The organism is Georgenia alba (assembly GCF_042665525.1).
Taxonomy (GTDB): Bacteria; Actinomycetota; Actinomycetes; order Actinomycetales; family Actinomycetaceae; genus Allobogoriella; species Allobogoriella alba.
Window position 1 is genome coordinate 1,811,034 of sequence record NZ_JBHTCQ010000001.1, and the last position, 24,051, is coordinate 1,835,084.

The 24,051-nt window shown below is 72.6% G+C and carries 28 protein-coding genes and 1 tRNA gene; 20 read left to right on the forward strand and 9 right to left on the reverse strand.

Annotation, left to right across the window (positions count from 1 at the left end; all coding sequences use genetic code 11):
- Nucleotides 1-32 precede the first annotated feature (32 nt).
- The gene (locus tag ACFQQL_RS08300; RefSeq protein ID WP_382393139.1) at nucleotides 33-1,343 is read left to right on the forward strand and encodes a CoA transferase; all 1,311 of its coding nucleotides are present in this window, start codon (nucleotides 33-35) and stop codon (nucleotides 1,341-1,343) included.
- 1 nt (nucleotide 1,344) lies between these two features.
- Here the strand turns inward: ACFQQL_RS08300 and ACFQQL_RS08305 are convergent, their stop codons facing one another.
- A complete protein-coding gene (locus tag ACFQQL_RS08305; RefSeq protein ID WP_382393141.1) occupies nucleotides 1,345-2,340 on the reverse strand; it encodes an aldo/keto reductase in 996 nt (331 codons plus the stop codon).
- 299 nt (nucleotides 2,341-2,639) lie between these two features.
- Between ACFQQL_RS08305 and ACFQQL_RS08310 the strand changes: the two genes are divergently transcribed.
- From ACFQQL_RS08310 to ACFQQL_RS08330, 5 genes are all read left to right on the forward strand, one after another.
- Complete coding sequence (locus ACFQQL_RS08310; protein WP_382393143.1) at nucleotides 2,640-2,921, forward strand: HU family DNA-binding protein; 282 nt, start codon at nucleotides 2,640-2,642, stop codon at nucleotides 2,919-2,921.
- Nucleotides 2,922-3,061: 140 nt separating this feature from the next.
- Nucleotides 3,062-3,847 carry a glucosamine-6-phosphate deaminase gene (nagB, locus tag ACFQQL_RS08315; RefSeq protein ID WP_382393145.1) on the forward strand — a complete coding sequence of 262 codons (786 nt, stop codon included), beginning with the start codon at nucleotides 3,062-3,064 and terminating at the stop codon, nucleotides 3,845-3,847.
- Between the two features lie 52 nt (nucleotides 3,848-3,899).
- Nucleotides 3,900-4,265: a DUF3039 domain-containing protein gene (locus ACFQQL_RS08320; protein ID WP_382393147.1), complete on the forward strand. Its 366-nt coding sequence runs from the start codon at nucleotides 3,900-3,902 to the stop codon at nucleotides 4,263-4,265.
- Complete coding sequence (locus tag ACFQQL_RS08325) at nucleotides 4,262-6,085, forward strand: DEAD/DEAH box helicase (RefSeq protein WP_382393149.1); 1,824 nt, start codon at nucleotides 4,262-4,264, stop codon at nucleotides 6,083-6,085. Before ACFQQL_RS08320 ends, ACFQQL_RS08325 begins: the two co-directional genes overlap by 4 nt.
- A gap of 9 nt (nucleotides 6,086-6,094) precedes the next feature.
- On the forward strand, nucleotides 6,095-6,250 hold the full coding sequence (locus tag ACFQQL_RS08330; protein WP_382393151.1) for a hypothetical protein: 156 nt from the start codon (nucleotides 6,095-6,097) through the stop codon (nucleotides 6,248-6,250).
- 40 nt (nucleotides 6,251-6,290) lie between these two features.
- Here ACFQQL_RS08330 and ACFQQL_RS08335 read toward each other — a convergent pair whose 3' ends face one another.
- On the reverse strand, nucleotides 6,291-7,631 hold the full coding sequence (locus tag ACFQQL_RS08335) for a nicotinate phosphoribosyltransferase (RefSeq protein ID WP_382393153.1): 1,341 nt from the start codon (nucleotides 7,629-7,631) through the stop codon (nucleotides 6,291-6,293).
- Between the two features lie 95 nt (nucleotides 7,632-7,726).
- Here ACFQQL_RS08335 and clpS point away from each other — a divergent pair, with 95 nt between their 5' ends.
- The 9 genes from clpS to rdgB all read left to right on the forward strand — a co-directional run bounded on the left by clpS (nucleotide 7,727) and on the right by rdgB (nucleotide 15,406).
- On the forward strand, nucleotides 7,727-8,035 hold the full coding sequence (clpS, locus tag ACFQQL_RS08340; protein WP_382393155.1) for an ATP-dependent Clp protease adapter ClpS: 309 nt from the start codon (nucleotides 7,727-7,729) through the stop codon (nucleotides 8,033-8,035).
- Nucleotides 8,035-8,646, forward strand: a complete 612-nt coding sequence (locus ACFQQL_RS08345) for a DUF2017 domain-containing protein (RefSeq protein ID WP_382393157.1) — start codon at nucleotides 8,035-8,037, stop codon at nucleotides 8,644-8,646. Before clpS ends, ACFQQL_RS08345 begins: the two co-directional genes overlap by 1 nt.
- Before the next feature lie 11 nt (nucleotides 8,647-8,657).
- Nucleotides 8,658-9,482, forward strand: coding sequence for a glutamate racemase (murI, locus tag ACFQQL_RS08350; RefSeq protein WP_382393159.1), 825 nt, complete (start codon nucleotides 8,658-8,660; stop codon nucleotides 9,480-9,482).
- Entirely contained in the window at nucleotides 9,479-10,279 is an 801-nt protein-coding gene (locus ACFQQL_RS08355) for an MBL fold metallo-hydrolase (RefSeq protein ID WP_382393161.1), read from the forward strand. The genes murI and ACFQQL_RS08355 overlap by 4 nt, the downstream gene beginning before the upstream one ends.
- 43 nt (nucleotides 10,280-10,322) lie before the next feature.
- Nucleotides 10,323-13,025, forward strand: a complete 2,703-nt coding sequence (locus tag ACFQQL_RS08360) for a phosphoenolpyruvate carboxylase (protein ID WP_382393163.1) — start codon at nucleotides 10,323-10,325, stop codon at nucleotides 13,023-13,025.
- A gap of 58 nt (nucleotides 13,026-13,083) precedes the next feature.
- Nucleotides 13,084-13,437: an ArsR/SmtB family transcription factor gene (locus ACFQQL_RS08365; protein WP_465253997.1), complete on the forward strand. Its 354-nt coding sequence runs from the start codon at nucleotides 13,084-13,086 to the stop codon at nucleotides 13,435-13,437.
- Nucleotides 13,430-13,930, forward strand: a complete 501-nt coding sequence (locus ACFQQL_RS08370; RefSeq protein ID WP_382393167.1) for an SRPBCC domain-containing protein — start codon at nucleotides 13,430-13,432, stop codon at nucleotides 13,928-13,930. The genes ACFQQL_RS08365 and ACFQQL_RS08370 overlap by 8 nt, the downstream gene beginning before the upstream one ends.
- 73 nt (nucleotides 13,931-14,003) lie before the next feature.
- Nucleotides 14,004-14,777 carry a ribonuclease PH gene (gene rph, locus ACFQQL_RS08375; protein ID WP_382393169.1) on the forward strand — a complete coding sequence of 258 codons (774 nt, stop codon included), beginning with the start codon at nucleotides 14,004-14,006 and terminating at the stop codon, nucleotides 14,775-14,777.
- Nucleotides 14,774-15,406, forward strand: a complete 633-nt coding sequence (gene rdgB / locus ACFQQL_RS08380; protein WP_382393170.1) for an RdgB/HAM1 family non-canonical purine NTP pyrophosphatase — start codon at nucleotides 14,774-14,776, stop codon at nucleotides 15,404-15,406. The genes rph and rdgB overlap by 4 nt, the downstream gene beginning before the upstream one ends.
- Here the strand turns inward: rdgB and ACFQQL_RS08385 are convergent.
- The 7 genes from ACFQQL_RS08385 to ACFQQL_RS08415 all read right to left on the reverse strand — a co-directional run bounded on the left by ACFQQL_RS08385 (nucleotide 15,393) and on the right by ACFQQL_RS08415 (nucleotide 19,071).
- On the reverse strand, nucleotides 15,393-15,809 hold the full coding sequence (locus tag ACFQQL_RS08385; protein ID WP_382393172.1) for a DUF3054 domain-containing protein: 417 nt from the start codon (nucleotides 15,807-15,809) through the stop codon (nucleotides 15,393-15,395). The genes rdgB and ACFQQL_RS08385 overlap by 14 nt on opposite strands.
- Nucleotides 15,809-16,345: an NUDIX hydrolase family protein gene (locus tag ACFQQL_RS08390; RefSeq protein WP_382393174.1), complete on the reverse strand. Its 537-nt coding sequence runs from the start codon at nucleotides 16,343-16,345 to the stop codon at nucleotides 15,809-15,811. Before ACFQQL_RS08390 ends, ACFQQL_RS08385 begins: the two co-directional genes overlap by 1 nt.
- An 88-nt stretch (nucleotides 16,346-16,433) precedes the next feature.
- Nucleotides 16,434-16,515, reverse strand: a tRNA-Leu gene (locus ACFQQL_RS08395).
- 45 nt (nucleotides 16,516-16,560) lie between these two features.
- Nucleotides 16,561-17,037, reverse strand: a complete 477-nt coding sequence (gene bcp, locus ACFQQL_RS08400) for a thioredoxin-dependent thiol peroxidase (RefSeq protein ID WP_382393176.1) — start codon at nucleotides 17,035-17,037, stop codon at nucleotides 16,561-16,563.
- 20 nt (nucleotides 17,038-17,057) lie between these two features.
- The gene (locus tag ACFQQL_RS08405) at nucleotides 17,058-17,516 is read right to left on the reverse strand and encodes a DUF6098 family protein (protein WP_382393178.1); all 459 of its coding nucleotides are present in this window, start codon (nucleotides 17,514-17,516) and stop codon (nucleotides 17,058-17,060) included.
- Nucleotides 17,517-17,639: 123 nt separating this feature from the next.
- Nucleotides 17,640-18,338 (reverse strand): GAF and ANTAR domain-containing protein, encoded by a 699-nt coding sequence (locus ACFQQL_RS08410; RefSeq protein ID WP_382393180.1) that lies wholly within the window; start codon nucleotides 18,336-18,338, stop codon nucleotides 17,640-17,642.
- A gap of 28 nt (nucleotides 18,339-18,366) precedes the next feature.
- On the reverse strand, nucleotides 18,367-19,071 hold the full coding sequence (locus ACFQQL_RS08415; RefSeq protein ID WP_382393182.1) for an ArsR/SmtB family transcription factor: 705 nt from the start codon (nucleotides 19,069-19,071) through the stop codon (nucleotides 18,367-18,369).
- A 65-nt stretch (nucleotides 19,072-19,136) separates the two neighbouring features.
- On the opposite strand from ACFQQL_RS08415, the gene ACFQQL_RS08420 reads away from it, so the two are divergent.
- The 5 genes from ACFQQL_RS08420 to ACFQQL_RS08440 all read left to right on the forward strand — a co-directional run bounded on the left by ACFQQL_RS08420 (nucleotide 19,137) and on the right by ACFQQL_RS08440 (nucleotide 24,035).
- Complete coding sequence (locus ACFQQL_RS08420) at nucleotides 19,137-19,622, forward strand: OsmC family protein (RefSeq protein ID WP_382393184.1); 486 nt, start codon at nucleotides 19,137-19,139, stop codon at nucleotides 19,620-19,622.
- A gap of 139 nt (nucleotides 19,623-19,761) precedes the next feature.
- On the forward strand, nucleotides 19,762-20,661 hold the full coding sequence (locus ACFQQL_RS08425; protein WP_382393186.1) for a MurR/RpiR family transcriptional regulator: 900 nt from the start codon (nucleotides 19,762-19,764) through the stop codon (nucleotides 20,659-20,661).
- Nucleotides 20,662-20,695: 34 nt separating this feature from the next.
- On the forward strand, nucleotides 20,696-22,114 hold the full coding sequence (gene ngcE / locus ACFQQL_RS08430) for an N-acetylglucosamine/diacetylchitobiose ABC transporter substrate-binding protein (protein WP_465254034.1): 1,419 nt from the start codon (nucleotides 20,696-20,698) through the stop codon (nucleotides 22,112-22,114).
- Nucleotides 22,111-23,136 (forward strand): carbohydrate ABC transporter permease, encoded by a 1,026-nt coding sequence (locus ACFQQL_RS08435; RefSeq protein WP_382393190.1) that lies wholly within the window; start codon nucleotides 22,111-22,113, stop codon nucleotides 23,134-23,136. The genes ngcE and ACFQQL_RS08435 overlap by 4 nt, the downstream gene beginning before the upstream one ends.
- Nucleotides 23,133-24,035 carry a carbohydrate ABC transporter permease gene (locus tag ACFQQL_RS08440; protein ID WP_382393192.1) on the forward strand — a complete coding sequence of 301 codons (903 nt, stop codon included), beginning with the start codon at nucleotides 23,133-23,135 and terminating at the stop codon, nucleotides 24,033-24,035. Before ACFQQL_RS08435 ends, ACFQQL_RS08440 begins: the two co-directional genes overlap by 4 nt.
- The last annotated feature ends 16 nt before the right edge of the window (nucleotides 24,036-24,051 follow it).

Here is a 24,051-nt window from a genome sequence, read left to right on the forward strand (position 1 = left end):
TTACGCGGCCCTCCGCGTGGGATCCTCGAGCGGTGGAGGACGAGCCGGTCGAGGTGACCGGGCCGCGCCGTTGGTGGGCCGGCCCGCTCGACGTGGAGGGTCTGGCGCTCGACGCCGTGACCGCGTGCGCGTCCGCCGGGGCCCGGCTCGCCCGGGCCCGCGGCCGCCCGGTGCGCCTCGGTGTCGACGCCGGCGACGTCGCCGCCGCCTACGACTCCTTCCGGCACCTGCGTGTCGACGGCCGCGCGATCACCGGCTTCGCGCCGCTCTCGTCCTTCGTCCCGGCGGCCGACGGCTGGGTGCGCTTCCACGCGAACTACCCGCACCACCGTCGTGCGCTGCTCACCGCCCTCGAGATCGACCCCGACCTCGACGACGAGACCGCCGCCCCCAGGGTCCGCGACGCCGCCCGCGGGACGAGCGCCGTCGTCCTGGAGGACCTGGTCCGGCGGGCCGGCGGGATCGCGGCCGCGCTACGCGACCCGGGGGAGTGGCTCGAGCACGACCAGGGCCGGGCCGTGGCCGCCGCGCCGCTCGTCGAGGTCCGGCAGTCCCACCGTCCAGGCCGCGCGCTGCCTGCCGCGACCGGCCTGCCGACGAGCGGCCTGCGGGTGCTCGACCTCACCCGGGTCATCGCCGGTCCCACGGCCACCCGGGTGCTCGGCGCGCTGGGCGCCGACGTGCTGCGGCTCGACCCACCGCACCGACCCGAGCTCCTCGACCAGCACCTCGACACCGGCTTCGCCAAGCGCAGCGCCGTCGCGGACCTGACCGATCCGGCCGTGCGCGACCGCGTCGAGCGTCTGCTCGGCTCCGCGGACGCGCTGGTCACCGGCTACCGGCCCGGTGCGCTGCGCACCCACGGCCTCGACGCCGAAGAGGTCCTGGGCCGCCACCCGCACCTCGTGGTCGCGGAGCTGTCCGCCTGGGGCTTCGACGGCCCGTGGTCCACGCAGCGCGGCTTCGACTCCATCGTCCAGGTCGCCACGGGCATCGCGCACCGCTACGCCACCGACGCCGCACCCGGCGCGCTGCCCGTCCAGGCGCTGGACCACACCGCGGGCTACCTCCTCGCCGGCGCAGTCATGCAGGCGCTGGCCACCCGCGACGACGGCGGAGCCCGGGTCCGCGTCAGCCTCGCCCGCGTCGCGCACGAGCTGCAGTCCCGCACGGCCGTCGACGCCGAGCCCGCACCTGCGCCGCCGGTGCGGACACGCACCGTCGACTCCGCGTACGGCCCGCTCGTGCACGTGCCGCCGCCGCTACGCGTCGACGGCTCACCGCTGACCTACCCGGCGCCGCCGCGCCCGTACGGCCAGGACGAGCTGCGCTGGGCGGCCTGACCTACCAGCGGTCGTGCACCTGCGCCCGGATCCGCTCGTCGTAGAGCGCCTCGACAGCGGAGAGCAGCTCCTCCGAGAGCGGCTCCAACGCCGCCGCCGCGGCGTTGGCACGCGCCTGCTCGACGTTCCGGGCGCCGGGGATCACGCTCGTGACGCCGTCGGCCTGGATCACCCAGCGGAGCGCGACCTGTGCGGGTGTCGCGCCGTCGGGGCCGAGCTCGGCGGCCAGGCGGGAGAACTCGGATGCCGCCTCGACACCGGTCTCGAAGTCGACGCCCGCGAACGTCTCGCCGACGTCGAAGGCCTCGCCGTGCCGGTTGAACGTGCGGTGGTCGCCGGCCGCGAACGTCGTGTCCTTCGTGTACCGGCCCGAGAGCAGACCGGAGGCGAGCGGGACACGGGCGATGATGCCGACCCCGGCCTCCGCCGCACGCGGCAGCACCTGCTCGAGGGGCTTGCGGCGGAACGCGTTGAGGATGATCTGCACGGACGCCGGCGCGAGGGTGTCGATCGCGTCGAGCGCCTGCTGGGACGTCTCCACGCTGACCGCGTACGCCGCGATGCGGTCCTCCGCCACGAGCGTCTCGAGGGCGTCGCGGGTCTCGGTGGAGGTGAGGACCGCCGTCGGCGGGCAGTGCAGCTGGACCAGATCCAGCCGGTCGACCCCAAGGTTCCGTCGCGACCGGTCCGTCCACTCCCGGAAGGCCTGCAGGGTGTAGTTCTCGGGCACCTGCTCCGCACGCCGGCCCATCTTGGTCGCGACGAAGACGTCCAGTGACGGGTTCTCGGCGAGGAAGGTGCCGATGAGCCGCTCGCTGCGGCCGTCGCCGTACACGTCGGCGGTGTCGAAGAACGTCACCCCGTCCTCGACCGAGGTGCCGAGCACCTCGAGCGCCTCGGACTCGCCGACGTCGCCCCAGTCGGACCCCAGCTGCCAGGTCCCCAGGCCCACGACCGAGACCTCACGACCGGTGCTCCCCAGTGTCCGCTGCTCCATGTCTCGTGCGCCTCCCGTGCGTGGTCCGAACCGTGTGCCCCCTGACCGTAGCCCGCGCCGGTACGCGGGCCCCAACTCCCGGGCATCCCGGTCGTCGTGACACATGTGACAGACGGGGCGGGCGTGTCCGCAGTGGCAGGAGAGTGCCCGTCGCGCCCCTGATGAGGCCCGGAATCGCCCGGAAAGAGCCGGACACGCGGAGAAATCGGCGCGTGATGCGACATCCGCGGCAGCGTGTGCGTAGTGTCGGCGCATGCGGCACCAGCACGGGTGCCGAACCGAACGATGAGAGGGATTTCATGTCCGTCAACCGCACCGAGCTCGTTGCAGCAGTCGCCGAGAAGTCCTCGCTGACCAAGACCCAGGCCGACGCTGCCCTGTCCGCGCTGCAGGAGGTCCTCGTCGACTCCCTGGGCAAGGGCGAGGCCGTCAAGGTCACCGGTCTGCTCAGCGTCGAGCGGGTGGAGCGTGCGGCCCGTACCGGTCGCAACCCGCGCACGGGCGAGGAGATCCAGATCCCGGCCGGCTACGGCGTCAAGATCTCCGCCGGCTCGGCTCTGAAGAAGGCCGTCGCCAAGTGACGACGCACTGACGCGCCGCACGGCGCACACGGAGCGGGCAGGACCGAGGCTGGTCCTGCCCGCTCCGTCGTACCGGGCGGACGGGTAGGTTGACCCGGGGCCCCGACCGGGGCGGGAGCGTCGTCGCAGAGGGGTGCCACGTGGAGGTCGTCATCCAGCCCGGGAGCGCGCAGATCGCCTCCCTCGTCGCCGACGCCGTCGAGCGGCTGCTGACCGAGACCCCGGACGCGGTCCTCGGCCTGGCGACCGGATCCAGCCCGCTCGCCGTCTACGACGAGCTCGTCCGCCGGCACGAGGCCGGCCGGATCTCCTTCGCCCGGGCGCGGGCGTTCCTCCTCGACGAGTACGTCGGCCTGCCGGCGGACCACCCGGAGCGGTACCGCAACGTCATCGAGAAGGCCTTCACCGGCCGCGTCGACCTCCCGTCCGAGCACGTGCAGGGCCCCGACGGCTCGGCGCAGGACGTCCCCGCCGCCTGCGCCGCCTACGAGGAGGCCATCGCCGCGGCCGGTGGCGTCGACCTGCAGCTGCTCGGCATCGGCAGCGACGGGCACATCGCGTTCAACGAGCCGGGATCCTCTCTCGCCTCCCGCACCCGCATCAAGACGCTCACCCGGCAGACCCGGCAGGACAACGCCCGGTTCTTCGGCGGCGACGTGGACGCCGTCCCGCACCACTGCCTCACCCAGGGCCTGGCCACGATCATGTCCGCGCGGCACCTCGTCCTTCTCGCCACCGGGTCGGCGAAGGCGGAGGCCGTCCACCAGCTCGTCGAGGGCCCGGTCAGCGCCATGTGGCCGGCCACCGTGATGCAGCACCACCCGCACGCCACGGTGCTGCTCGACGGCGCCGCCGCCTCCCGCCTGCAGCTGGCGGACTACTACCGTGAGGTGTTCGAGTCCAAGCCCGGATGGCAGGGGTTGTGACGCGCCGGAGCCGCGCACCCACCGCCGGATCCACCGGCCTACACTTGCTCCCATGAGCTCGACGACCCCGCCCAGTTCACCGGAGTCGGCGCCGCCGGCCGCGCCAGACCGACCGGCCGGCAGCACCGGCGTCCTCGAGCGCGAAGAGGTGCGCGAGCAGGCCTCACCGGGCGACGACGAGCGCTACGCCCACTACGTCCGCAAGGACAAGATCACCGCCGCCGCGGTCTCCGGTCAGCCGGTCGTCGCCCTGTGCGGCAAGGTGTGGACCCCCGGGCGCGACCCGAAGAAGTACCCCGTCTGCCCCACGTGCAAGGCCATCTACGAAGGCATGCACGGCGACGGCGACGACTCCGGCGCCGGCAAGGGCCGCGGCCGCGGGTGGCCGTTCGGCCGCCGCGGCGGCTCGGCGGAGTGACGGGCCCGACCGACCGCCGATCCCCCCACGCTCCCGCCGGCGTCTCCACGACGGCGGCCGAGCAGCTGCCGCCCGCCTACCCGGCGCGCGCGGCGTGGGGGACGGCGTCCCGACTGCGCGCCTGGCAGGCCGAGGCGCTCACGCGCTACCAGGAGACCCAGCCCCGGGACTTCCTCGCCGTCGCCACCCCCGGCGCCGGCAAGACGACCTTCGCGCTGCGGATCGCCACCGAGCTGCTGGCCTCCGGCGTCGTGCGGCGCGTGACGGTCGTCTGCCCGACCGAGCACCTCAAGACGCAGTGGGCCGACGCGGCCGGGCGGGTGGGGCTGCAGCTCGACCCGCACTTCCGCAACAGCCAGGGCCGCCACGGCGCCGCCTTCGACGGCGTCGCGGTCACCTACGCCCAGGTCGCCGCGAACGCGGCCCTGCACCGCGCCCGCACGGCGGCGGAGCCGACCCTGGTCATCCTCGACGAGGTCCACCACGGCGGCGACGCGCTGAGCTGGGGCGACGCCGTCCGGGAGGCGTTCGAGCCGGCTCGCCGCCGGCTCGCGCTGACCGGGACGCCGTTCCGCTCCGACACCGCCGCGATCCCGTTCGTCGACTACGTCCCGGATGCCTACGGCGTGCGCCGCTCGCGTGCGGACTACTCCTACACGTACGGCGACGCGCTGCGCGACGGCGTCGTCCGGCCGGTCATCTTCCTCTCCTACTCCGGCCAGATGCGGTGGCGCACCAAGGCCGGCGACGAGGTCGCCGCCGAGCTCGCCGAGCCGATGACCAAGGACATGGCCGCCCAGGCCTGGCGCACCGCCCTGGACCCCGAGGGCGAGTGGATCCCCGCTGTGCTGCAGGCCGCCGACGTGCGCCTGTCCGAGATGCGCCGCTCCGTGCCCGACGCCGGCGGGCTCGTCATCGCCACCGACCAGGCCGCGGCCCGCGCCTACGCGCGGATCCTGCACCGCATCACCGGTGAGGAGGCCGTCGTCGTGCTCTCCGACGACGCCGGTGCCTCCGCCCGCATCGAGGAGTTCGCCGGCGGCGAGCAGCGCTGGCTCGTGGCGGTCCGCATGGTCTCCGAGGGCGTCGACGTGCCCCGCCTCGCGGTCGGCGTCTACGCCACCGCGACCTCCACGCCGTTGTTCTTCGCCCAGGCCGTCGGCCGGTTCGTCCGCGCCCGGCGCCGCGGCGAGACCGCCTCGATCTTCCTGCCGTCCGTGCCGCACCTCCTCGGCCTCGCCTCCGAGCTGGAGGTCGAACGTGACCACGCCCTGGACCGGGTGCTCACGGCCGAGGAGAAGGGGGACGTCGACTTCACCCCCGAGGACGCCCTCGTCGCCGCCGCGAACCGGACCGAGCAGGCCTCGGACGGTCTGCTGCCGGGTTTCGAGGCGCTCGAGGCGCAGGCGTCCTTCGACAAGGTGCTCTTCGACGGCGGCGAGTTCGGGACCGGCGCCGCGGTCGGGTCCGTCGAGGAGCAGGAGTACCTCGGCATCCCCGGGCTGCTCGAGCCGGACCAGGTGGCCCATCTGCTCCGGGCCCGCCAGGCCGAGCAGATCAAGACCCAGCAGCGGCAGGCCAAGGCGGACAAGGCTCGGCGTGAGAACGCCGGCGTCGACGACCACCGGCGCCGGCAGGCGGCCCGCAAGGAGCTCTCGAGCCTGGTCTCCGCCTGGTCGCGGCGCTCCGGTCAGCCGCACGGCGTCGTGCACACCGAGCTGCGCCGCCGGTGCGGGGGCCCGGAGGTGGCGCTCGCCCGGACCGAGGAGATCGAGGCTCGCATCGCCCTTGTCAGGAAATGGTTCGTGGGTCGGACCTAGACTGGCCAGGTGAACTTCTGGCTGGTCCTCCTCATCGTCGCGGTGGTCATGCTGGTGCTCGGGATCGCGATCCGGGCCGCCACCGCGCTGGTGTGGATCGGCGCCATCGTGCTCGTCGTCTCACTCGTCATGAGCGCCCTGTACCGCGGGAAGGCCAACCGCTGACCCCTGCCCACCGGGCGCACCCACTGCAGCGGTCGGTGCCTCAGACCGCCTCGTGGCGGGTGGGGACGCCCGGCTCGCCCTCGCTGAGCCGCCACGCCGCGTAGGGCAGCTCGTCGCGCGCCGCCAGGTGACGTTCCTGGGCACGCTCCAGCGCGCCGTCGCCGCGGTGCTCCTCCACGATCTGCCCGCCCTCGCGGACCAGCTCCACCTGCAGGTGGCGCGCGCCCGCCCGGTCCAGCTCGGCACGGCCCGCCGCCACCGTCCCGCACGAGACCACCAGCTCCTCGACCGCGCGGCCGTCCTCGACCACGCGCCCGCCGACCTTCAGCCCGCCGACCGACTCCTTCGACGCCGATGTCTTCGCCACCTCGCGCATCCGGCCGTCCGCGCCCTCGCGCGCGACCAGCTTGTAGACGAGCTCCGCCGTCGGGTGGCCCGAACCGGTCACCAGCCGGGTCCCGACCCCGTAGGCGTCCACCGGCGCCGCGTTCAACGCCGCGATGGCGTACTCGTCCAGGTCGGAGGTGACGGTGATCTTCGTCGACGTCGCGCCGAGGGAGTCCAGCTGCTCCCGCACCGTGAACGCCTGCGCCACCAGGTCCCCGGAGTCCAGCCGCACCGCCCCCAGCTCTCCGCCCGCCGCTCGCGCCGCGGCCACCGCGCGCTCGACCCCGCGCGTGACGTCGTAGGTGTCGACGAGCAGTGTCGTGCCCGGCCCGAACGCCTCGACCTGGGCGGCGAACGCGGCCTCCTCGTCGTCGTGCACCAGGGTGAAGGAGTGCGCGGCCGTGCCGATCGTGCGGATGCCGTACGAGCGGCCCGCCTCGAGCACGGAGGACCCGGCGAACCCGCCGACGACGGCGGCCCGCGCGGCCGCGACGGCGGACGCCTCGTGCGTACGCCGCGCCCCCATCTCCAGGCACGGGCGGCCGTGCGCGGCGGTCGTCATCCGGGAGGCTGCGGACGCCACGGCGCTGTCATGGTTCAGGATCGACAGCACGACGGTCTCCAGGATCACCGCCTCCGCGAACGTGCCTCGCACGGTGAGCACCGGAGAGCCCGGGAAGAAGCACTCGCCCTCCGGGTAGCCGAGGATCGAGCCGCGGAAGGTGTACTCGCGGAGGAAGTCGAGCGTCTGCTCGCCCACGATGCCCGCACCGGCGAGGTAGTCGATCTCGGCGCCGGTGAACCGGAACGCCTCGACGGCGTCGAGGATCCGTGCCGTCCCGGCCACGACGCCGTAGCGGCGCCGGGGCGGCAGACGTCGGGCGAAGACCTCGAACACGCTCTGCCGGGACGCGGCCGACGAGCGCAGCGCCGCGTCGATCATCGTCAGCTCGTACATGTCGGTCAGCAGGGCCGTGCTGCTCGTGACGCGCATGTGGCTCACGGTAGCGACCTGTGGGCCGCGGGCGGCCGGTGTGCTCGTAACCTGGGTGGCATGCGTGCGAGCAGGTCCAGGACGGGTGGTGCGGCGTGAGCGCCGCGGCGTCCCCGCTGCCGGTGGAGGAGCAGCGCGCCACGCCCGAGCCGGTGGTCGTGCCGGACCGGCCGTGGCGCACCGTCGTCTGGGACGACCCGGTCAACCTCATGACCTACGTGACGTACGTGTTCCAGACCTACTTCGGCTACGACGAGCGGACAGCGCACCGGCTCATGATGACCGTCCACACCGAGGGCCGCGCGGTCGTCTCCACGGGCCCGCGGGAGAAGATGGAGGTCGACGTCCAGGCGATGCACGGGTACGGGCTGTGGGCGACCCTCGAGCAGGAGGAAGGCGAGTAGTGCACGCGTTCGTCCCCGCCCACGGAGGACTCACCTCGCGGCTCGAGACGGTCGAGCGCCGCATCATCGCGCGACTGGTCGCCGACACGGCGGAGCTGCTCGGCACCCGGATCGAGGGCCGCGACGCCCGCGGCGCCGACGTGGAGGATGTGCTGGCCGCTCTCGACTTCGAGCCGTCCGACGGCGCGCCCGGGACCCCGACAGACGCCGCGCTCGCCCGGCTGCTGCCGCCGATGAGCGAGGACGAGGACCTGGCGGGCGAGCTGCGGTCCCTCACCGAGGACTCGCTCCGTGCCGGGAAGGTCGAGCGGCTGGAGACCGTCTGGCGGGCCCTGACCGCGCCCGGCGAGGCGGTCGTCGTGGCGGCCGGCACCGAGGGCCGGTGGCTCGCCGCCCTCACCGACGTCCGACTCGTCCTGGCCGCCCGCCTCGGGATCGAGGACGAGTCCGACGCCGAGGCCGTCTACCGGCGTGCCGAGCGCCCCGCGTCCGAGCAGCAGGGCGGCCGCGCCGACGACGTCGAGGAGGCGATGGCGACCATGTACGCGGCCCTCACGTGGTGGCAGGAGTCACTCCTCCAAGCCATGTCTCGGCGGGGGCGCGGCCGGTAGCCTCGAAGGTCGTGGACGAGGCACCCATCGGCATCTTCGACTCCGGCGTGGGCGGGCTGACCGTGGCGCGCGCGGTGCTCGACCAGCTCCCCGGCGAGTCGGTCCTCTACCTCGGCGACACGGCCCACACGCCGTACGGTCCCAAGCCCATCGCCCAGGTCCGCGAGCTCGCCCTGGAGTCGCTCGACCGGCTGGTGCTCGCCGGCGTGAAGATGCTCGTCATCGCCTGCAACTCCGCCTCCGCGGCCGTCCTGCGCGACGCGCGCGAGCGGTACGCGATCGACGCCGGCGTGCCCGTCGTCGAGGTGATCTTCCCCGCGGTGCGTCGCGCCGTCGCCGCGACCCGCAGCGGACGCGTCGGCGTCATCGGGACCCGCGCGACCATCGAGTCCGGCGCCTATGCGGACGCGTTCGCCGCCGCGCCGCACCTGAGTCTGACGACGGCGGCCGCACCCCGGTTCGTCGAGCTCGTCGAGCGCGGGGTCACCTCGGGGCCCGAGGTGCTCGACGCCGCCCGCGAGTACCTGGCACCCGTCCGCGCCGCCGAGGTCGACACGCTCGTCCTCGGCTGCACCCACTACCCCCTGCTCACCGGTGCCATCTCCTACGTCATGGGGGAGGGCGTCACGCTCGTCTCCTCCGCAGAGGAGACGGCCAAGGACGTCTACCGCACGCTCGTCGCCCACGACCTGCTCCGTGACCCGGCGGCAGAGCCGCGGCCCAGCCGTTACCTCGCCACCGGCGACCCCGAGGCCTTCGCGACGCACGCCAAGCGGTTCCTCGGTCCCGAGGTGACCGCCGTCAGCCCCGCCGAGACGCTCGCGGGGATCCGATGAGGCTGACCGTCATCGGGTGCTCGGGCTCGATGTCGGGCCCCGGCTCGCCCGCGTCGTGCTACCTCGTCCAGGCCGACGGGACCGACGAGCACGGCGAGCCGCGCACCTACTCCGTGCTCCTCGACCTCGGTCCGGGCGCCATGGGGGCGCTGCTGAACCACGTGGACCCGGCGGCCCTGGACCTGCTCAGCGTCTCCCACCTGCACGCCGACCACGTCGCTGACCTCGTCGGCATGCAGGTCTACCGACGCTGGCACCCGGGCGGGCCGCTGCCGGCGCTGTCCGTGGTCGGCCCGGAGGGCACGCTCGAGCGGCTCCGAGGCATCGACGGCAGCGAGGCCTCGGAGTGCTACGAGCGCGAGTTCCGCATCACCGCGCACGACACGAACGTGCCCGTGCACGTCGGGCCGCTCACGCTCCAGGCGTTCCGGGTGAACCACCCGGTCCCCGCGTTCGGCGTCCGCCTGACCGGGCCGAGCTCCAGGGCCGGCGGCCCCGAGCGGGTGAGCCTCGCCTACACCGGCGACACCGACTGGTGCGACGGGCTCGTCCCCCTGGCCCAGGACGTCGACCTGCTGCTCAGCGAGGCCGCGTTCCAGGAGGGCCGCGACACCGTCCGCGGCGTGCACCTGACCGGCCGCCGTGCCGGGCAGCTCGCCGCCGCGGGTGAGGTGCGCCGCCTTGTGCTCACGCACCTGCAGCCGTGGACCGACCCCGACGTCGTCCGTCAGGAGGCGCACGACGTCTACCGGGGGCCGGTCGACCTCGCCGAGCCGGGCGCGGTCTGGACCCTCTGACGGCTGTCCCTGACCCGTCCGGGGCCTCGGTAGCCTGGCGGGTATGACCCAGGAGTCCGTCACCAGCCCCACCCCGCCGGCTCCGGACGGTCCGCACACGCGTGCGGCCGCGACCCACGAGATCCCCGAGGCCATGCGCTCCGACGTGCGCCTGCTCGTCGGGATGCTGGGCCAGGTGCTCACCGAGTACGGCAGCGAGGACCTGCTCGACGACGTCGAGGCGCTGCGCGAGCTGGCCATCGCCGCGCACGACGACCCCGCCGACGAGACGCTCGCCGCGGCCGAGACGCTCGTCGCGCGCCTCTCGCCCGAGCGTGCCGAGGAGGTGGCTCGCGCGTTCACCTGCTACTTCCACCTCACCAACCTCGCCGAGGAGCAGCACCGAGTCCGGACCCTCCGTGCCCGCGACGGGCAGGTGCCGGTGGCCGAGCAGCGGCCCTCGGACTCCGTGGCGGCGGCCTTCACGCACCTCGTGGCCGAGGTCGGGCAGGACGAGGCCGAGCGCCGGCTCGCCGAGCTGCGGTTCCACCCGGTGCTCACCGCGCACCCGACGGAGGCCCGGCGCAACGCCATCGCCGCGTCGGTCCGCCGCCTCGGCACCCTGCTGGACCGCCGGGACGACCCGCGCCTGGGGCCGGCCGCCCTCGAGCAGCACGACCGCGACATGCTCGAGGAGATCGACAACATGTGGCGCACCGCGCAGCTGCGGGTCTCCAGCCCGTCGCCCTTGGACGAGGTCCGCACCGCGCTCGCCGTCTTCGACACCTCCTTCTCCTCGGTCTTCGCCGCCTCCTACCGGCGCCTGGACGACTGGATCCAGGGGGAGCATCGGGGCGCCCGGGCTCCGCAGGCGCCGGCGTTCATCCGGCTCGGGTCGTGGATCGGCGGGGACCGGGACGGCAACCCCAACGTGACGGCGTCGGTGACCCGCCAGGCCGCCGCGCAGGCCGCCGACCGGGTCCTGACCGCGCTCGAGGCGGAGGCCCGGCGGGTCGGCCTCGCGCTCACCCTCGACGACCGGTACACGGCCCCGAGCACGGCGCTGGATGGCCTGTGGGCCCGGCAGCGCCAGCTCTCCGAAGAGCTCACCGCGCAGGCGGTCGCCCACTCGCCGGGTGAGCGGCACCGCCAGGTCATGCTCGTCGTCGCGGCGCGCATCGGTGCCACTCGCGCCCGGGACGCCGACCTCGGGTACACCGGACCGCAAGACCTGCTCGCCGACCTGCGGACCGTCCAGGGCTCGCTCGCCGCCGCGGGGGCCGCGCGGGCCGCGTACGGGGACCTGCAGGACCTCGTCTGGCAGGTCGAGACCTTCGGGTTCCACCTGGCCGAGCTCGAGATCCGGCAGCACTCCAAGGTCCACACCCAGACGCTGCGCTGGCTCGAGGACCCAGCGTCGGTGCCCGACCCCGCCGTGCCCGGTGAGGAGGTCGTCGAGACGTTCCGGGCGATCGCCGCCGTCCAGCACCGCCACGGCGTCGAGGCGTGCCGCCGGTACATCGTCTCCTTCACGCAGTCGGCCCAGAACCTCGCCGATGTCTACACCCTTGCCGAGCGTGCGCTGGGCTCCGCCGACGCGGCGCCGGTGCTCGACGTCATCCCGCTCTTCGAGACCTTCGACGACCTGCAGAACGCGCCGCGGATCCTCGAGGAGATGCTGCAGATCCCCGCCGTGCAGCGGCGCCTGGAGCAGACCGGGCGGCGGCTTGAGGTCATGCTGGGCTACTCCGACTCGGCGAAGGACGTCGGGCCCGTCGCCGCCACCCTCGCCCTGTACGAGGCGCAGGCCCGGATCGCCGAGTGGGCCGCCCGCCACGAGATCGTGCTCACCCAGTTCCACGGCCGCGGGGGAGCGCTCGGCCGCGGCGGCGGCCCCGCCAACCGCGCGATCCTCGCCCAGCCGCCGCACTCGGTGGACCTGCGGTTCAAGGTCACCGAGCAGGGGGAGGTCATCTCCGCCCGGTACGGCAACCCCGACATCGCGCTGCGTCACATCGAGCAGGTCGCGGCCGCCGCCCTCATGGCGTCCGCGCCGTCGACCGAGCGGCGCAACGCCGAGGCGGCCGAGCGGTACCACGAGCTGGCCGGGCGTTTGGACGTCGTCTCCCGGGAGCGGTTCTTCGACCTCATCAAGGCCGAGGGATTCGCGCCCTGGTTCGCGCAGGTCACGCCCCAGGAGGAGATCGGGCTGCTCGCCATCGGCTCCCGTCCGGCCCGCCGCGGCCTGTCCGTGGAGTCCCTCGAGGACCTGCGGGCCATCCCGTGGAACTTCGCGTGGGGGCAGGCGCGCATCAACCTGACCGGCTGGTACGGGCTCGGCTCGGCGCTGGAGGCCGTCGGCGACCTGGACCTCCTTCGCGCGGCGTACACCGAGTGGCCGCTGTTCGCCGCCCTCATCGACAACGTCGAGATGTCCCTGGCGAAGACCGACCGCCGCATCGCCGAGCGCTACCTTGCGCTCGGGGATCGCGACGACCTCGCCGGCCGCGTCCTGGACGAGCTGGACCTGACCACGCGGTGGGTCCTGTCGATCACCGGGCACACCCGTCTGCTCGAGGGGCACCGGGTGCTCGGCCGCGCGGTCCAGCTGCGCAACCCGTACGTCGACGCGCTCTCCCTGCTGCAGCTGCGGGCGTTGCGGACCCTGCGGTCACCGGACGCCGACGAGACCTCGGTGGAGGAGAGCCGCAACCTGCTGCTGCTCACGCTCAAGGGTGTGGCCGCGGGCCTGCAGAACACCGGCTGACCTACTCCGGCCGCCGCACGCGTACAGCCGAGACTGACGACCGTTGACACGTGACCAAATGGTCACATATGTTGAGGTCGTGCAGGAGGACCTCGTCTTCAAGGCGCTCGCGGATCCGACGCGACGCCTGCTGCTCGACGCGCTCTTCGAGCGGGACGGCCGCTCGCTCGGTGAGCTGGAGGCGATCGTCAATCGAAGCACCGAGATGTCGCGGTTCGGCGTGGCCAAGCACCTGAGACTGCTCGAGGGCGCGGATCTCGTGATCGTCCAGAAGTCGGGTCGGGAGCGACTGCACTACCTGAACCCGGTCCCGATCCGCCAGATCCACGACCGGTGGATCGACAAGTACACCGAGCACCACGTGCGTGCTCTGACCGACCTCAAACGACTCGCGGAGGAAGACCATGACTGAGACAGCGGCACGGGCGGCGACCACCCAGGTCCACCGCATCTACATCGACGCGCCGGCCGAGAAGGTCTGGGAGGCGCTGACCAGCGCCGAGTACGCCGCCAGGTACGGCTACGGCGGCGGGCTCGACATCGATCCCCGCCCGGGCGGCGTCTACCGCAACCTGACCAGCGACGAGATGAAGCAGATGGGCATGGGCGACGTGGCCACCAGCTCGACCATCGTCGAGATCGACCCGCCCCGGAGGCTCGTGCTCGACTGGAGCGCGGTCTGGCATGACGAGCCGGCCTCCCGGCTGACCTGGGAGATCACCCAAGGACCCTCGGGCCTGACCCGGGTGACGCTCACCCACGAGCTTCCTCAGTCCCCGCGCACCGCGCAGGACGTCGCCGGCAACGGCAATGCCGAGGACGGTGGCGGTGGCTGGCCGTGGGTGCTCTCCAGCCTCAAGACGGTGCTGGAGACCGGAAAGGTGATGACCACCGCCGGCAGCTGACGCGGTCCCTGCGCACGCCGCGCCGCTTGCACCGTCGCCAGGGGCGTCTGCTCCGCCGGGTAGCCTCGAGGTCATGACCTCACCTTCGACCGAGACGACCGTGCGCGCCGACGGGCGCCGCCCCGACGAGCTGCGCGAGGTGCGCCTCAGCCGCGGCTGGCTGGATGCGGCCGAGGGCAGTGTCCTCGTGGAGTTCGGGCGGACGCGGGTGCTGTGCGCGGCGTCCTTCACCGAGGGCGTCCCGCGCTGGCGGCAGGGCTCGGGCGAGGGCTGGGTGACCGCCGAGTACGCGATGCTGCCCCGCTCCACCTCCAGCCGCAGCCAGCGCGAGTCGGTCAAGGGCCGCATCGGTGGGCGCACGCACGAGATCTCCCGCCTCATCGGGCGGTCGCTGCGCGCGATCATCGACGTCGCCGCGCTCGGGGAGAACACGATCGTCCTGGACTGCGACGTCCTGCAGGCCGACGGCGGCACCCGCACCGCCGCTATCACCGGCGCCTACGTCGCGCTCGCCGATGCCGTCGCGTGGGGCACCGAGGCCGGTCACATCCGGCCGAAGGCCGGCCGGCCCGTGCTGACCGACTCCGTCGCCGCCGTCTCGGTCGGGATCGTCGACGGCCGGCCCGTGCTCGACCTGCCCTACGTCGAGGACGTCGCGGCCGAGACCGACATGAACGTCGTCGTCACCGGCTCGGGCAGCTTCGTGGAGGTCCAGGGGACCGCCGAGGGGGCGCCGTTCGACCGCGCCGAGCTCGACGCCCTGCTGGACCTGGCGGTCGCCGGCACCGCCACGCTCCGCGACCTCCAGGCCCAGGCGCTCGCCGAGCCGCTGGAGCGCCGTCCGTGACGGATCTCCCGCCCGGGGCGCGCCTGGCCCTCGCCACGCACAACCGGCACAAGGTGACCGAGCTCCGCGAGATCCTCGCCCCGCTCCTGCCGGACCTGCCTGCGGAGGCCGTCGTCGGCGCCGCCGACGTCGGGGCCGCCGAGCCCGTCGAGGACGGCGTGACGTTCGCGCAGAACGCGCTCATCAAGGCCCGCGCCCTCGTGGCCGTGACCGGCCTTCCCGCGGTGGCGGACGACTCCGGGCTGTGCGTCGACGTGCTCGGCGGCGCCCCGGGCGTGTTCTCCGCCCGCTGGTCCGGACGGCACGGCGAGGACCGGGCGAACCTGGAGCTCCTGCTCGCTCAGCTGGCCGACGTCCCGGAGGCCCACCGCGGCGCCCACTTCGCGTGCGCGGCCGCCCTCGTGACGCCGTCGGGGGAGGAGGTCGTCGAGGAGGGCACCATGCCGGGCACGCTGCTGACCGCGCCGCGTGGGAGTGGCGGATTCGGCTACGACCCGATCCTGCTGCCCGCCGGCGAGAGCCGGTCCGCCGCCGAGCTGAGCCCCGCCGAGAAGCACGCGATCAGCCACCGCGGCAAGGCCTTCCGTGCCCTCGCGCCGCACGTCGTGCGGGCGCTCACGGGGAGCTGACCCGCGCCTGCCGGTCGTGGCGGCGGCGCTGCACCCACGGCAACGCCCGCCACCCGATCAGCAGCACCGCGAGCACGAGCGCGGTGATCACCGGGAACGCGCCGGTGACCCCGCCGCCGGTCAGACCACGCAGGGCGAGGCCGACGATCGTCGTCGACGCCCACACGACGACGCCGGTCGGCCAGATCAGCAGCGGCATCGCCCGCACGGCGGGGATCGCCCAGGCCAGCGCGAGGCCGACGACGAAGGGCCAGATCACGACGATCACGTCACCGGCCGGGGTCCCGTGCATGACCATCCCGAGCACGGTGAACACGACCACCGCGAGGAGGTCGACGCCGAACCACCGCAACGGCCGGCCGGCGGCCGGTGGGACGGCGGGAGCCTGCGGGTCCTCGGTCATCAGCGGATCGTCCCCGTGGCGGCGAGCGCCTGCTTGACGAGCACGGCGTGGCCGTCACCGAGGTCATCCAGGATCTCCGGTGTCATCGCCTCGGCGGGCGTCAGCCAGGTCATCTCGAGGGTGTCGTTGCGCGGCTGGCAGTCACCCGCCACGGGCACCACGTAGGCGAGGGAGACGGCATGCTGGCGCGGGTCGTGGAACGGGCTCCCCGGGGTGGGGAAGTACTCGCCGACGGCGAAGGGCACCAGCGAGGTCGGCAGCTGCGGCAGCGCCATCGGCCCCAGGTCCTTCTCCAGGTGACGCTCGAGCGCCTCACGGATCGTCTCGTGGTAGAGCACCCGGCCGGAGACCAGCGCGCGGGAGATCCGGCCCTCCGCCGTCGCTCGGAGCAGCAGGCCGATCGTCTCGAGCTCCCCGCGCTCCCCGAGCCGCACGGGCAGGGCGTCGATGTACAGGATGGGCACCTTCCGGCGCACGAGATCCAGGTCTTCGGGCGAGAGCCACGGCCCGAGGTCGCCGCTCGCGATGTCACTCACCCTACGTTTGTATCGTGCCGCGCCGCGGCGCGCGAGAAGGCTGGCCGTGCGGGTGGCCCACGGTCGCCGTCGTGCGGCGGTGGGGCGGTGCGCGAGGCGGGACTCGAACCCGCACGCCCGAAGGCACCAGGACCTAAACCTGGCGCGGCTGCCAGTTACGCCACTCGCGCTCGCGGGCCAGCCTAACGAGCGGCCGGACCTCGGGGACGACGCCCTCAGGCGACGGCCAGCTGCTTCCGCAGGCGCGCGACGTGCCCGGTGGCCTTGACGTTGTACTGCGCGAGGGAGACCGTCCCGTCCGGGTCCACCACGACCGTGGAGCGGATCACCCCGACGTAGGTCCGCCCGTAGTTCTTCCGCTCGCCCCACGCACCGTAGGCCTCGAGGACCGCGTGGTCGGGGTCGGAGGCGAGCGGGAAGGTCAGGGACTCCGCGGCGGCGAACGTCGCGAGCTTGTCCACCGGGTCGGGGGAGATCCCGACGACCGCGTAGCCGGCGCCGCGGAGGGCCGCGAGGGAGTCGCGGAAGTCGCAGGCCTCCGTGGTGCACCCGGGGGTGCTCGCCGCGGGGTAGAAGTAGACGACGACGCCCTTTGCGGCGTCGGCACGCAGGTCTGCGAGCGAGACCTGGCCACCGTCGGCGGTGGGCAGGGTGAAGTCCGGGGCGTTCTCGCCCGGTTGGAGTCGTGGCATGGGCTCATCCTCCCAGACCGTCACATGCCGCGGCACCGCCAGGCGGCGTAGAGCCGCTCCGCGTCCAGGAAGCAGGGCCGGGAGAGGATCGCCAGCGGGTGCGCGGCGCCGATGAGGGGGACACCGTCGGCGGTGCGGCCGGCGATCTCGCCCGCGATCAGCCAACCGGTCCCGGTCTCGCGGCGCAGGTAGGAGTGGCTGGTGAGCTGTCGGGCCACCCAGGTCGGCGTGCTGTCCAGCCACCAGGGCTCCGGGACGAGCCGGTACGCCGGAGCGCCGGGAAGCCGGTAGCCGCTCTCGAGGTCCCGCGGGCCGGCGGGGTCGATCGGCTCGGACCCGACGCGGAGGAACAGCTCGCCCGTGGTCTGCAGCATCCGGACGATCTCGCCGACGGACTCGAGGGCGGGTAGCCCGGACGCTCCGTCGCCGTGCGGGACATGAGGGGTGCCGGGCGTGCCGGCGGGACGGGTGTCGGGCATCTGAGCTCCAGAGGTGGCGGAAGGCGCACGGAGGCGTACCGCCAGGGTCTGGAGCGGTGAGGCCCGTCGGGTCCGGGACGGGCAGCGGCAACGGTAACCCGCAGGTGGACGACGGAACAAGACTCAGAGGCGTAGGCCCATGTGGACGATCGCGTCGGCCAGGTCACGGACCCGGACCTGGTGGTTCCGTGCGTGCCGGCGGATGAGCTCGAAGGCCTGGTCCACGCTCAGGCTGCGGGCCTCCGCGATGATGCCCTTCGCCTGCTCGATCACCACGCGCGACTCCAGGGCGTGGCTGAGCTGCTGGTTCAGCTCCGCCTGCTGGTTGTGGGTGGAGGCGTTGATGAGGTACCCGGTGGCCATGTCCGCCAGGAGCCCGGCGGCCGCCACGTCCTCCTCCGGCCAGTCGCGTCGTTCCGCGTAGAGCGTCAGCGTGCCGAAAGCCTCGTCCTCCAGGGCCAGCGGGAGGCACGCCAGAGATCGTGTCCCGCTCGTCAGCGCCGCGTCCACGTACTCGGGCCACAGGTCGCGGCCCTGCTCCAGGTCGGGCACCAGCGCTCGCCGGGACTCGCGGAACGCGTCCACGCAGGGCCCGGTCTGGTTCTCCTCCTGGTACTTCTCGAGGGCCATGAGGTGCGGTGGGATCGCCGTGATCATGCGTAGCCGGCCGTCGTGGCTCAGCGAGACGCCGGCGCCCGAGACGTGCAGCACCTTCGCGACCCGCAGCGCAAGGTCGTTGAGCACGGAATCGATGTCGTACGGCCGCACCAGCGTGCGGACGAAGTCGGACAGCGTCTGGACGAACAGGTGATGGTCGTACACATCTCCTCCGCTTCGGGACACTGCGACCCTAGGCGCGTGCCGGTGCGCTCGCAGGTCGATCGGCCACCTCGGTACGCCACGTCTCGCGGAGCGCGGCGAGGCCGCCAGGGGTGATCACGAGGCCGCGGCCGGACCGACGACGCCGCACCCAGCCTCGATCGAGGAAGAGCGCGGCGACGGCGGCACCGACCGCGCCGGCGAGGTGGTCCTGACGCTCGGTCCAGTCCAGGCACGTGCGGGTGAGGGGGCGGCGTCGGCCACGCAGCGCGAGGACGTCGATGCCCTGGCCGTCCAGGCCTTCGGCGCCCCGGTCGGTCAGGGTGAGCTCGTCCGTGAGCCACCCGCGCCGCCGCATGCCGGCCGTCAGCGCGACGCCGAGGCGCCCCGCGAGATGGTCGTAGCACAGGCGCGCCTCGGCCAGCTCCGCCGCCTCCCGGCTCCGGCGGTGCACCCGGGTCGGCAGGTCCGGGCACAGGCCGCCCAGGTGCTCCAGGGCTGTGGCGACCGAGGCGTCCCGGAGACGGTAGAAGCGGTGCCGGCCCCGCGTCCGGGCCTCCACCAGCCCGGCGTCGACCAGGACGCCCAGGTGCTCGCTCGCCGTCGAGGCGCCGATGCCGGCGGCACCCGCCAGCTCGCCCGCAGGACGGGAGGAGCCGTCCATGAGGGCGTCCAGCATCGCGGCACGCGCCGGCGCGGCCATCGCCCGGCCCACCACGGAGTAGTCACGGCCCATGCCGTGACGATACCGCCGGAACGCTTCGGGCTACGCCGAAAGGTCTGCGGCCTACGGTGCGGTGCATGGACCACGAGTACCGCACGAACCTGACCTGGACCGGGAGCACGGGGACCGGTTACCGCTCCTACCCGCGGACCCACCGGGTAGTCGCTCCGCCGTCCCCGCCGTTCACGCTGAGTGCCGACCCGGCCTTCCAGGGCGACCCGGAGCACCCCAATCCCGAGCAGCTGCTCGTCATGGCCGCGAGCTCGTGCCAGCTGCTGTCCTTCCTCGGCCGTGCCGCCCGGGCCGGCGTCGACGTCGTCGGCTACGTCGACCACGCCGTCGGCGTGATGCCCGAGGGCGACCTGCCTGTGCGGATCACGCGGATCGACCTGGCCCCGGAGATCCGGGTCCGGCCGGGCACCGACCATGACCTCGTCCGTGCGTTGGTCGAGAAGGCGCACGAGGGCTGCTACATCGCGAGCTCCCTGACCACCGACGTCGTCGTGACACCGCGTGTGGTCGACGGCGCGGTGACCCGCGAGGAAGGATCTGCGCACCCGTGAGTCCCTGGTGCACCGCGGACGTTTCCGGCGGGGCACGATTTGGTCTCGGTTGTGACGCGGCGCACAGAAGTCCTTGACGGGCGCACCTCCTGAGAATACGTTTCGGGCACTTTGTAGGTGGTCTGAGAGGCATTTTCAGATGGCGGGAGCGCTCGACGCCGTGGACGGCACCCTCCGGGTGGCCGAGCGCATCCACGCCAACCTGCCGGCGATGTCCTCGGCCCAGGTCAAGATCGCCGAGCTGCTGCTGGAGGACCCGACGGCGCCGCTCGACCTGTCGATCACCGAGCTGGCGGACCGGGCCGGCACCTCGCCGGCCACCGTCACGCGGTTCTGCCGCCAGATCGGGTTTCCCGGCTACGTGCAGTTCCGGGTCGGGGTGGCCACCGATGCCGCCCGCGGCGCCGTCGACGACGACGCCTGGCGCGCCGACATCCATCGCACCCTGGAGCCGGACGACACCCCCGCGGACGTCCTGCGGACCGTGCTGAGCGCCCACATCAGGTCACTGCGCGCGACCGCGAGCGTCCTGGACACGGCGCAGTCCCGGCTCGTCGCGGAACGGATCGCGAGCGCCCGGCACGTCGACATCTACGGCATCGGCGGCAGCGCGGCGCTCGCCGCCGAGATGCAGTCCCGGCTGTACCGGATCGGGGTCAACGCCCATGCCTGGGGCGAGGTGCATGCCGGTCTTGCCAGTGCCTCCCTGCAGGACGAGGGGACCACCGCCATCGGCATCTCGAACAGTGGCCGGACGAAGGAGACCATCGAGATGCTGGCCGGCGCCAAGTCCGCCGGTGCCCTCACCGTCGCCATCACCTCTCGCAGCGCCTCGCCCCTCGCCCAGCTCGCCGACGTCTGCCTGCTCGCGCCCGTGCCCGAGCAGTACCTCCACCCCGCCGACCTCTCCGCGAAGCACTCCCAGCTCTTCGTGCTGGACGTGCTCTACCTGCTCGTCGCCCAGCGCGACTTCACCGCCACCGCGTCGCGCATCGCGGCGTCGGCCGAGGCCGTCGCCGGGCACCGGCGCGCCGACTGACCTCGACCACCAGGACACCACCAAGAAAGGCCCGATCACCATGACCGAGAGCACTCACAGCCGCCGCGTGTTCCTGCGCAGTGCGCTGGTCACGGCGGGAAGCCTCCCGCTCGGCCTCACCCTCGCGTCCTGCGCCACCGGCGGCGGAGGAGGCGGGGAGGAGCAGACGACAGCACCCGCCGGGGAGGTCTCGGAGGACAACCCGTTCGGCCTCGAGGCGGGCTCGAGCATCGAGGCGGTCATCTTCGACGGCGGCTATCAGACCGACTACGTCGACTTCGCGGCTGGCGTCCTGGAGGAGACCCACGACGGCGTCACCGTCGAGGTGGCTCCGACGACCAACATCGCGCCCGAGCTGCAGCCGCGTTTCGTCGGCGGTACCCCGCCGGACCTCATCGACAACTCCGGTGCGCAGCAGATCGGGTTCAACACGATCCTCCCGCAGCTCGAGGATCTCACCGACGTCATCGATGCCCCGAACCTCGAGGGCACCACCATCCGCGACACTCTCTACGAGGGTGCGCTCGCACCGGGAACGTTCGGCGACAAGTTCGCGGCGATCAACTACGTGCTGAGCATCTACGGTCTGTGGTTCTCCCAGAGCCTGTTCGACGAGCACGGCTGGACCCCGCCGACCACGTGGGAGGAGATCCGCGAGCTCGGTGGCGCGGCGCAGGAGGCCGGCAAGTTCCTGTTCCTGTGGGGCACCGAGGCGGCCACGTACTACCAGACCCTCGCCATCGAGTCCGCGATCAAGGAGGGCGGCGACGAGGTCCGGCTGACGCTGGAGAACCTCGAGCCGAACTGCTGGTCGCACGACGCCGTGCAGGGTGTCTTCGAGATCATGAAGGAGATCATCGACCTCGGCTACTTCAAGCCCGGCGGCTCGGGAACCCAGTTCACCGCGGCGCAGACACAGTGGAGCCTTGACCAGGAAGCCCTGCTGTACCCGACAGGCTCGTGGATCGCCAACGAGCAGAAGGACTCGATGGCGGAGAACTTCCAGCTCACCGGCATCCCCAGCCCAAGCCTGACCGGCAGTCCGGCGATGGCGCCCCACGCGATCCACCTGACGGCCGGCGAGCCCTTCATCGTCCCGAGCGACGCAGCCAATGTCGCGGGAGGCAAGGAACTGCTGCGAGTCATGCTCTCGGCGGACGCCGTCGCCAACTTCGCCCGGGAGAAGCAGGCCCTGACGGTCGTGGAGGGGGCGCTGCCCGAGGACCCCTCGACGGCGGTTCAGTCTCAGGTCGAGATGATCGACCGTGCGGGCCCGGAGGACCGGTTCACGTTCAACTTCGTGTCCACCTACGGCATGAACCAGGAGCAGCTGCCGATCTGGAACTCGTTCCTCGACGGCAACAAGCCGGTCGACCAGCTGACGGCCGAGCTCCAGGCCATCACCGACCGGATCCGTGAGGACGACGCCATCGAGAAGATCGAGGTCGTATGACGACGGTCGTCCCCGCGCCCGGCGGGGGAGCGCCGTCGCCGAGCGCGTCCCCCGCCGGCCGGCGCGTCAAGTCGACGGCGGGTCGCCGGCGCAAGCTCTCGTTCGACTACGTCAGCTTCATGCTGGTGTTCCTCGGGCTGCCGCTGGCGATCTTCCTGGTGTTCGTGATCTGGCCGTTCCTCCAAGCCGGGTTCTACTCCCTGACGGACTGGTCGGGGTTCACCGCCGAGTTCAACATCGTCGGCCTCGACAACTTCGTGTGGCTGATGAATGACCCCCGGTGGATCAACGCGGTCGGCAACAGCGTGACGATCGCCCTCGTCGTCCCGACCGTGACAATCGTCATCGCGTTGATCTTCGCCAGCCTCATCACAGTGGGGGGCTCGCAGAGGGGGCAGGTGCGCGGCCTTGCGGGCTCGTCCTTCTACCGCGTGGTCTCCTTCTTCCCGTACGTGATCCCGGCGATCGCGGTCGCCATCATGTGGCGGCTGATCTTCGACCCGAGTGGTGGGCTGGTCAACGGCATGCTCACCGGGCTCGGTCTCGAGCAGTTCCGGGCCTTCGCGTGGCTCGGCAATGTCGGCACGGCGATGCCGGTGACGATGTTCGTGATCATCTGGGGGATGGTCGGCTTCTACATGCTGCTGTTCATCGCGGCGATCAAGGGCGTCCCGGGAGAGATCTACGAGGCCGCCCGGATCGACGGGGCGAGCCGGTTCCGCATCGCCTGGTCGATCACCATCCCGCTGATCCGCGACAACGTGCAGACCGCGTGGATCTACCTCGGGATCATGGCGCTCGACGCCTTCGTCTTCGTCCAGGCGCTGAACCCGCAAGGCGGGCCGGACAACAGCACGCTCGTGATGGCGCAGCAGCTGTTCCGTACGGCGTTCATCGACGGCCAGTTCGGCCGGTCGAGCGCGATGGGGGTGGCGATGGCGGTGGTCACGCTGGTGTTCGCCGCGCTGGTCTTCACGGTGAACCGCCTCACCGGCGGCCGCGACGAGAGGGGGCGCGCATGAGCACCGAGACGACGACGCCGACGTACGACGCGGCACCGGGGTCCGACAATCCCGTTCCTGCTCGCCGCGCCGGGGATGACCGGTTCGTCCCGACGGTGGCGCACGCGGTACTGGTGCTCTGGTGCGTGCTCGTCGTCGCGCCGATGCTGTGGACCGTCCTCAGCTCGTTCAAGACGAATCCGGAGATCTTCGGCGAGCCGTTCGGGCTCCCGGCGTCGTGGAGCTTCGCCAACTACGCCGATGCGTGGACCGAGGCCGAGATCGGGCGGGCGTTCTTCAACACGGTGGTCGTGGTCGGCAGCGCGCTCGTCCTGGTCATGCTGCTCGGCGCGATGTGCGCCTACGTCCTGGGGCGTTTCGAGTTCCCGGGACGACGGGCGATCTACTACCTCATGCTCGCCGGCCTGACGTTCCCGGTGTTCCTGGCCATCGTGCCGCTGTTCTTCGTCCTGGAGAACGTCGGCCTCCGGGGCACGTTGCCCGGCCTGATCCTCACCTACGTCGCCTTCGCACTACCGTTCACGGTCTTCTTCCTCTACTCGTTCTTCCGCGGCCTGCCGGACGAGATCTCGGAGGCCGCCGCGATCGACGGGGCGGGCGAGTGGCGGACGTTCTTCCAGGTCATGCTGCCGATGGCGCGGCCGGGCATGGCGTCGGTGGCCATCTTCAACTTCCTGGGCCTGTGGAACCAGTTCCTGCTGCCCGTGGCGTTGAACACCAACGAGGAGAACTGGGTGCTCTCCCAACGTCTGGCGTCGTTCGTCTCCGCGGCCGGGTACCGCTCGGAGTTCGACCAGATGTTCGCGGCGGTCGTCATCACCATCGTCCCGGTGCTGATCGTGTACATCATCTTCCAGCGCCAGCTGCAGGGCTCGGTGAGCCAGGGGACGATGAAGTAGGTCCGGCGCAGACACG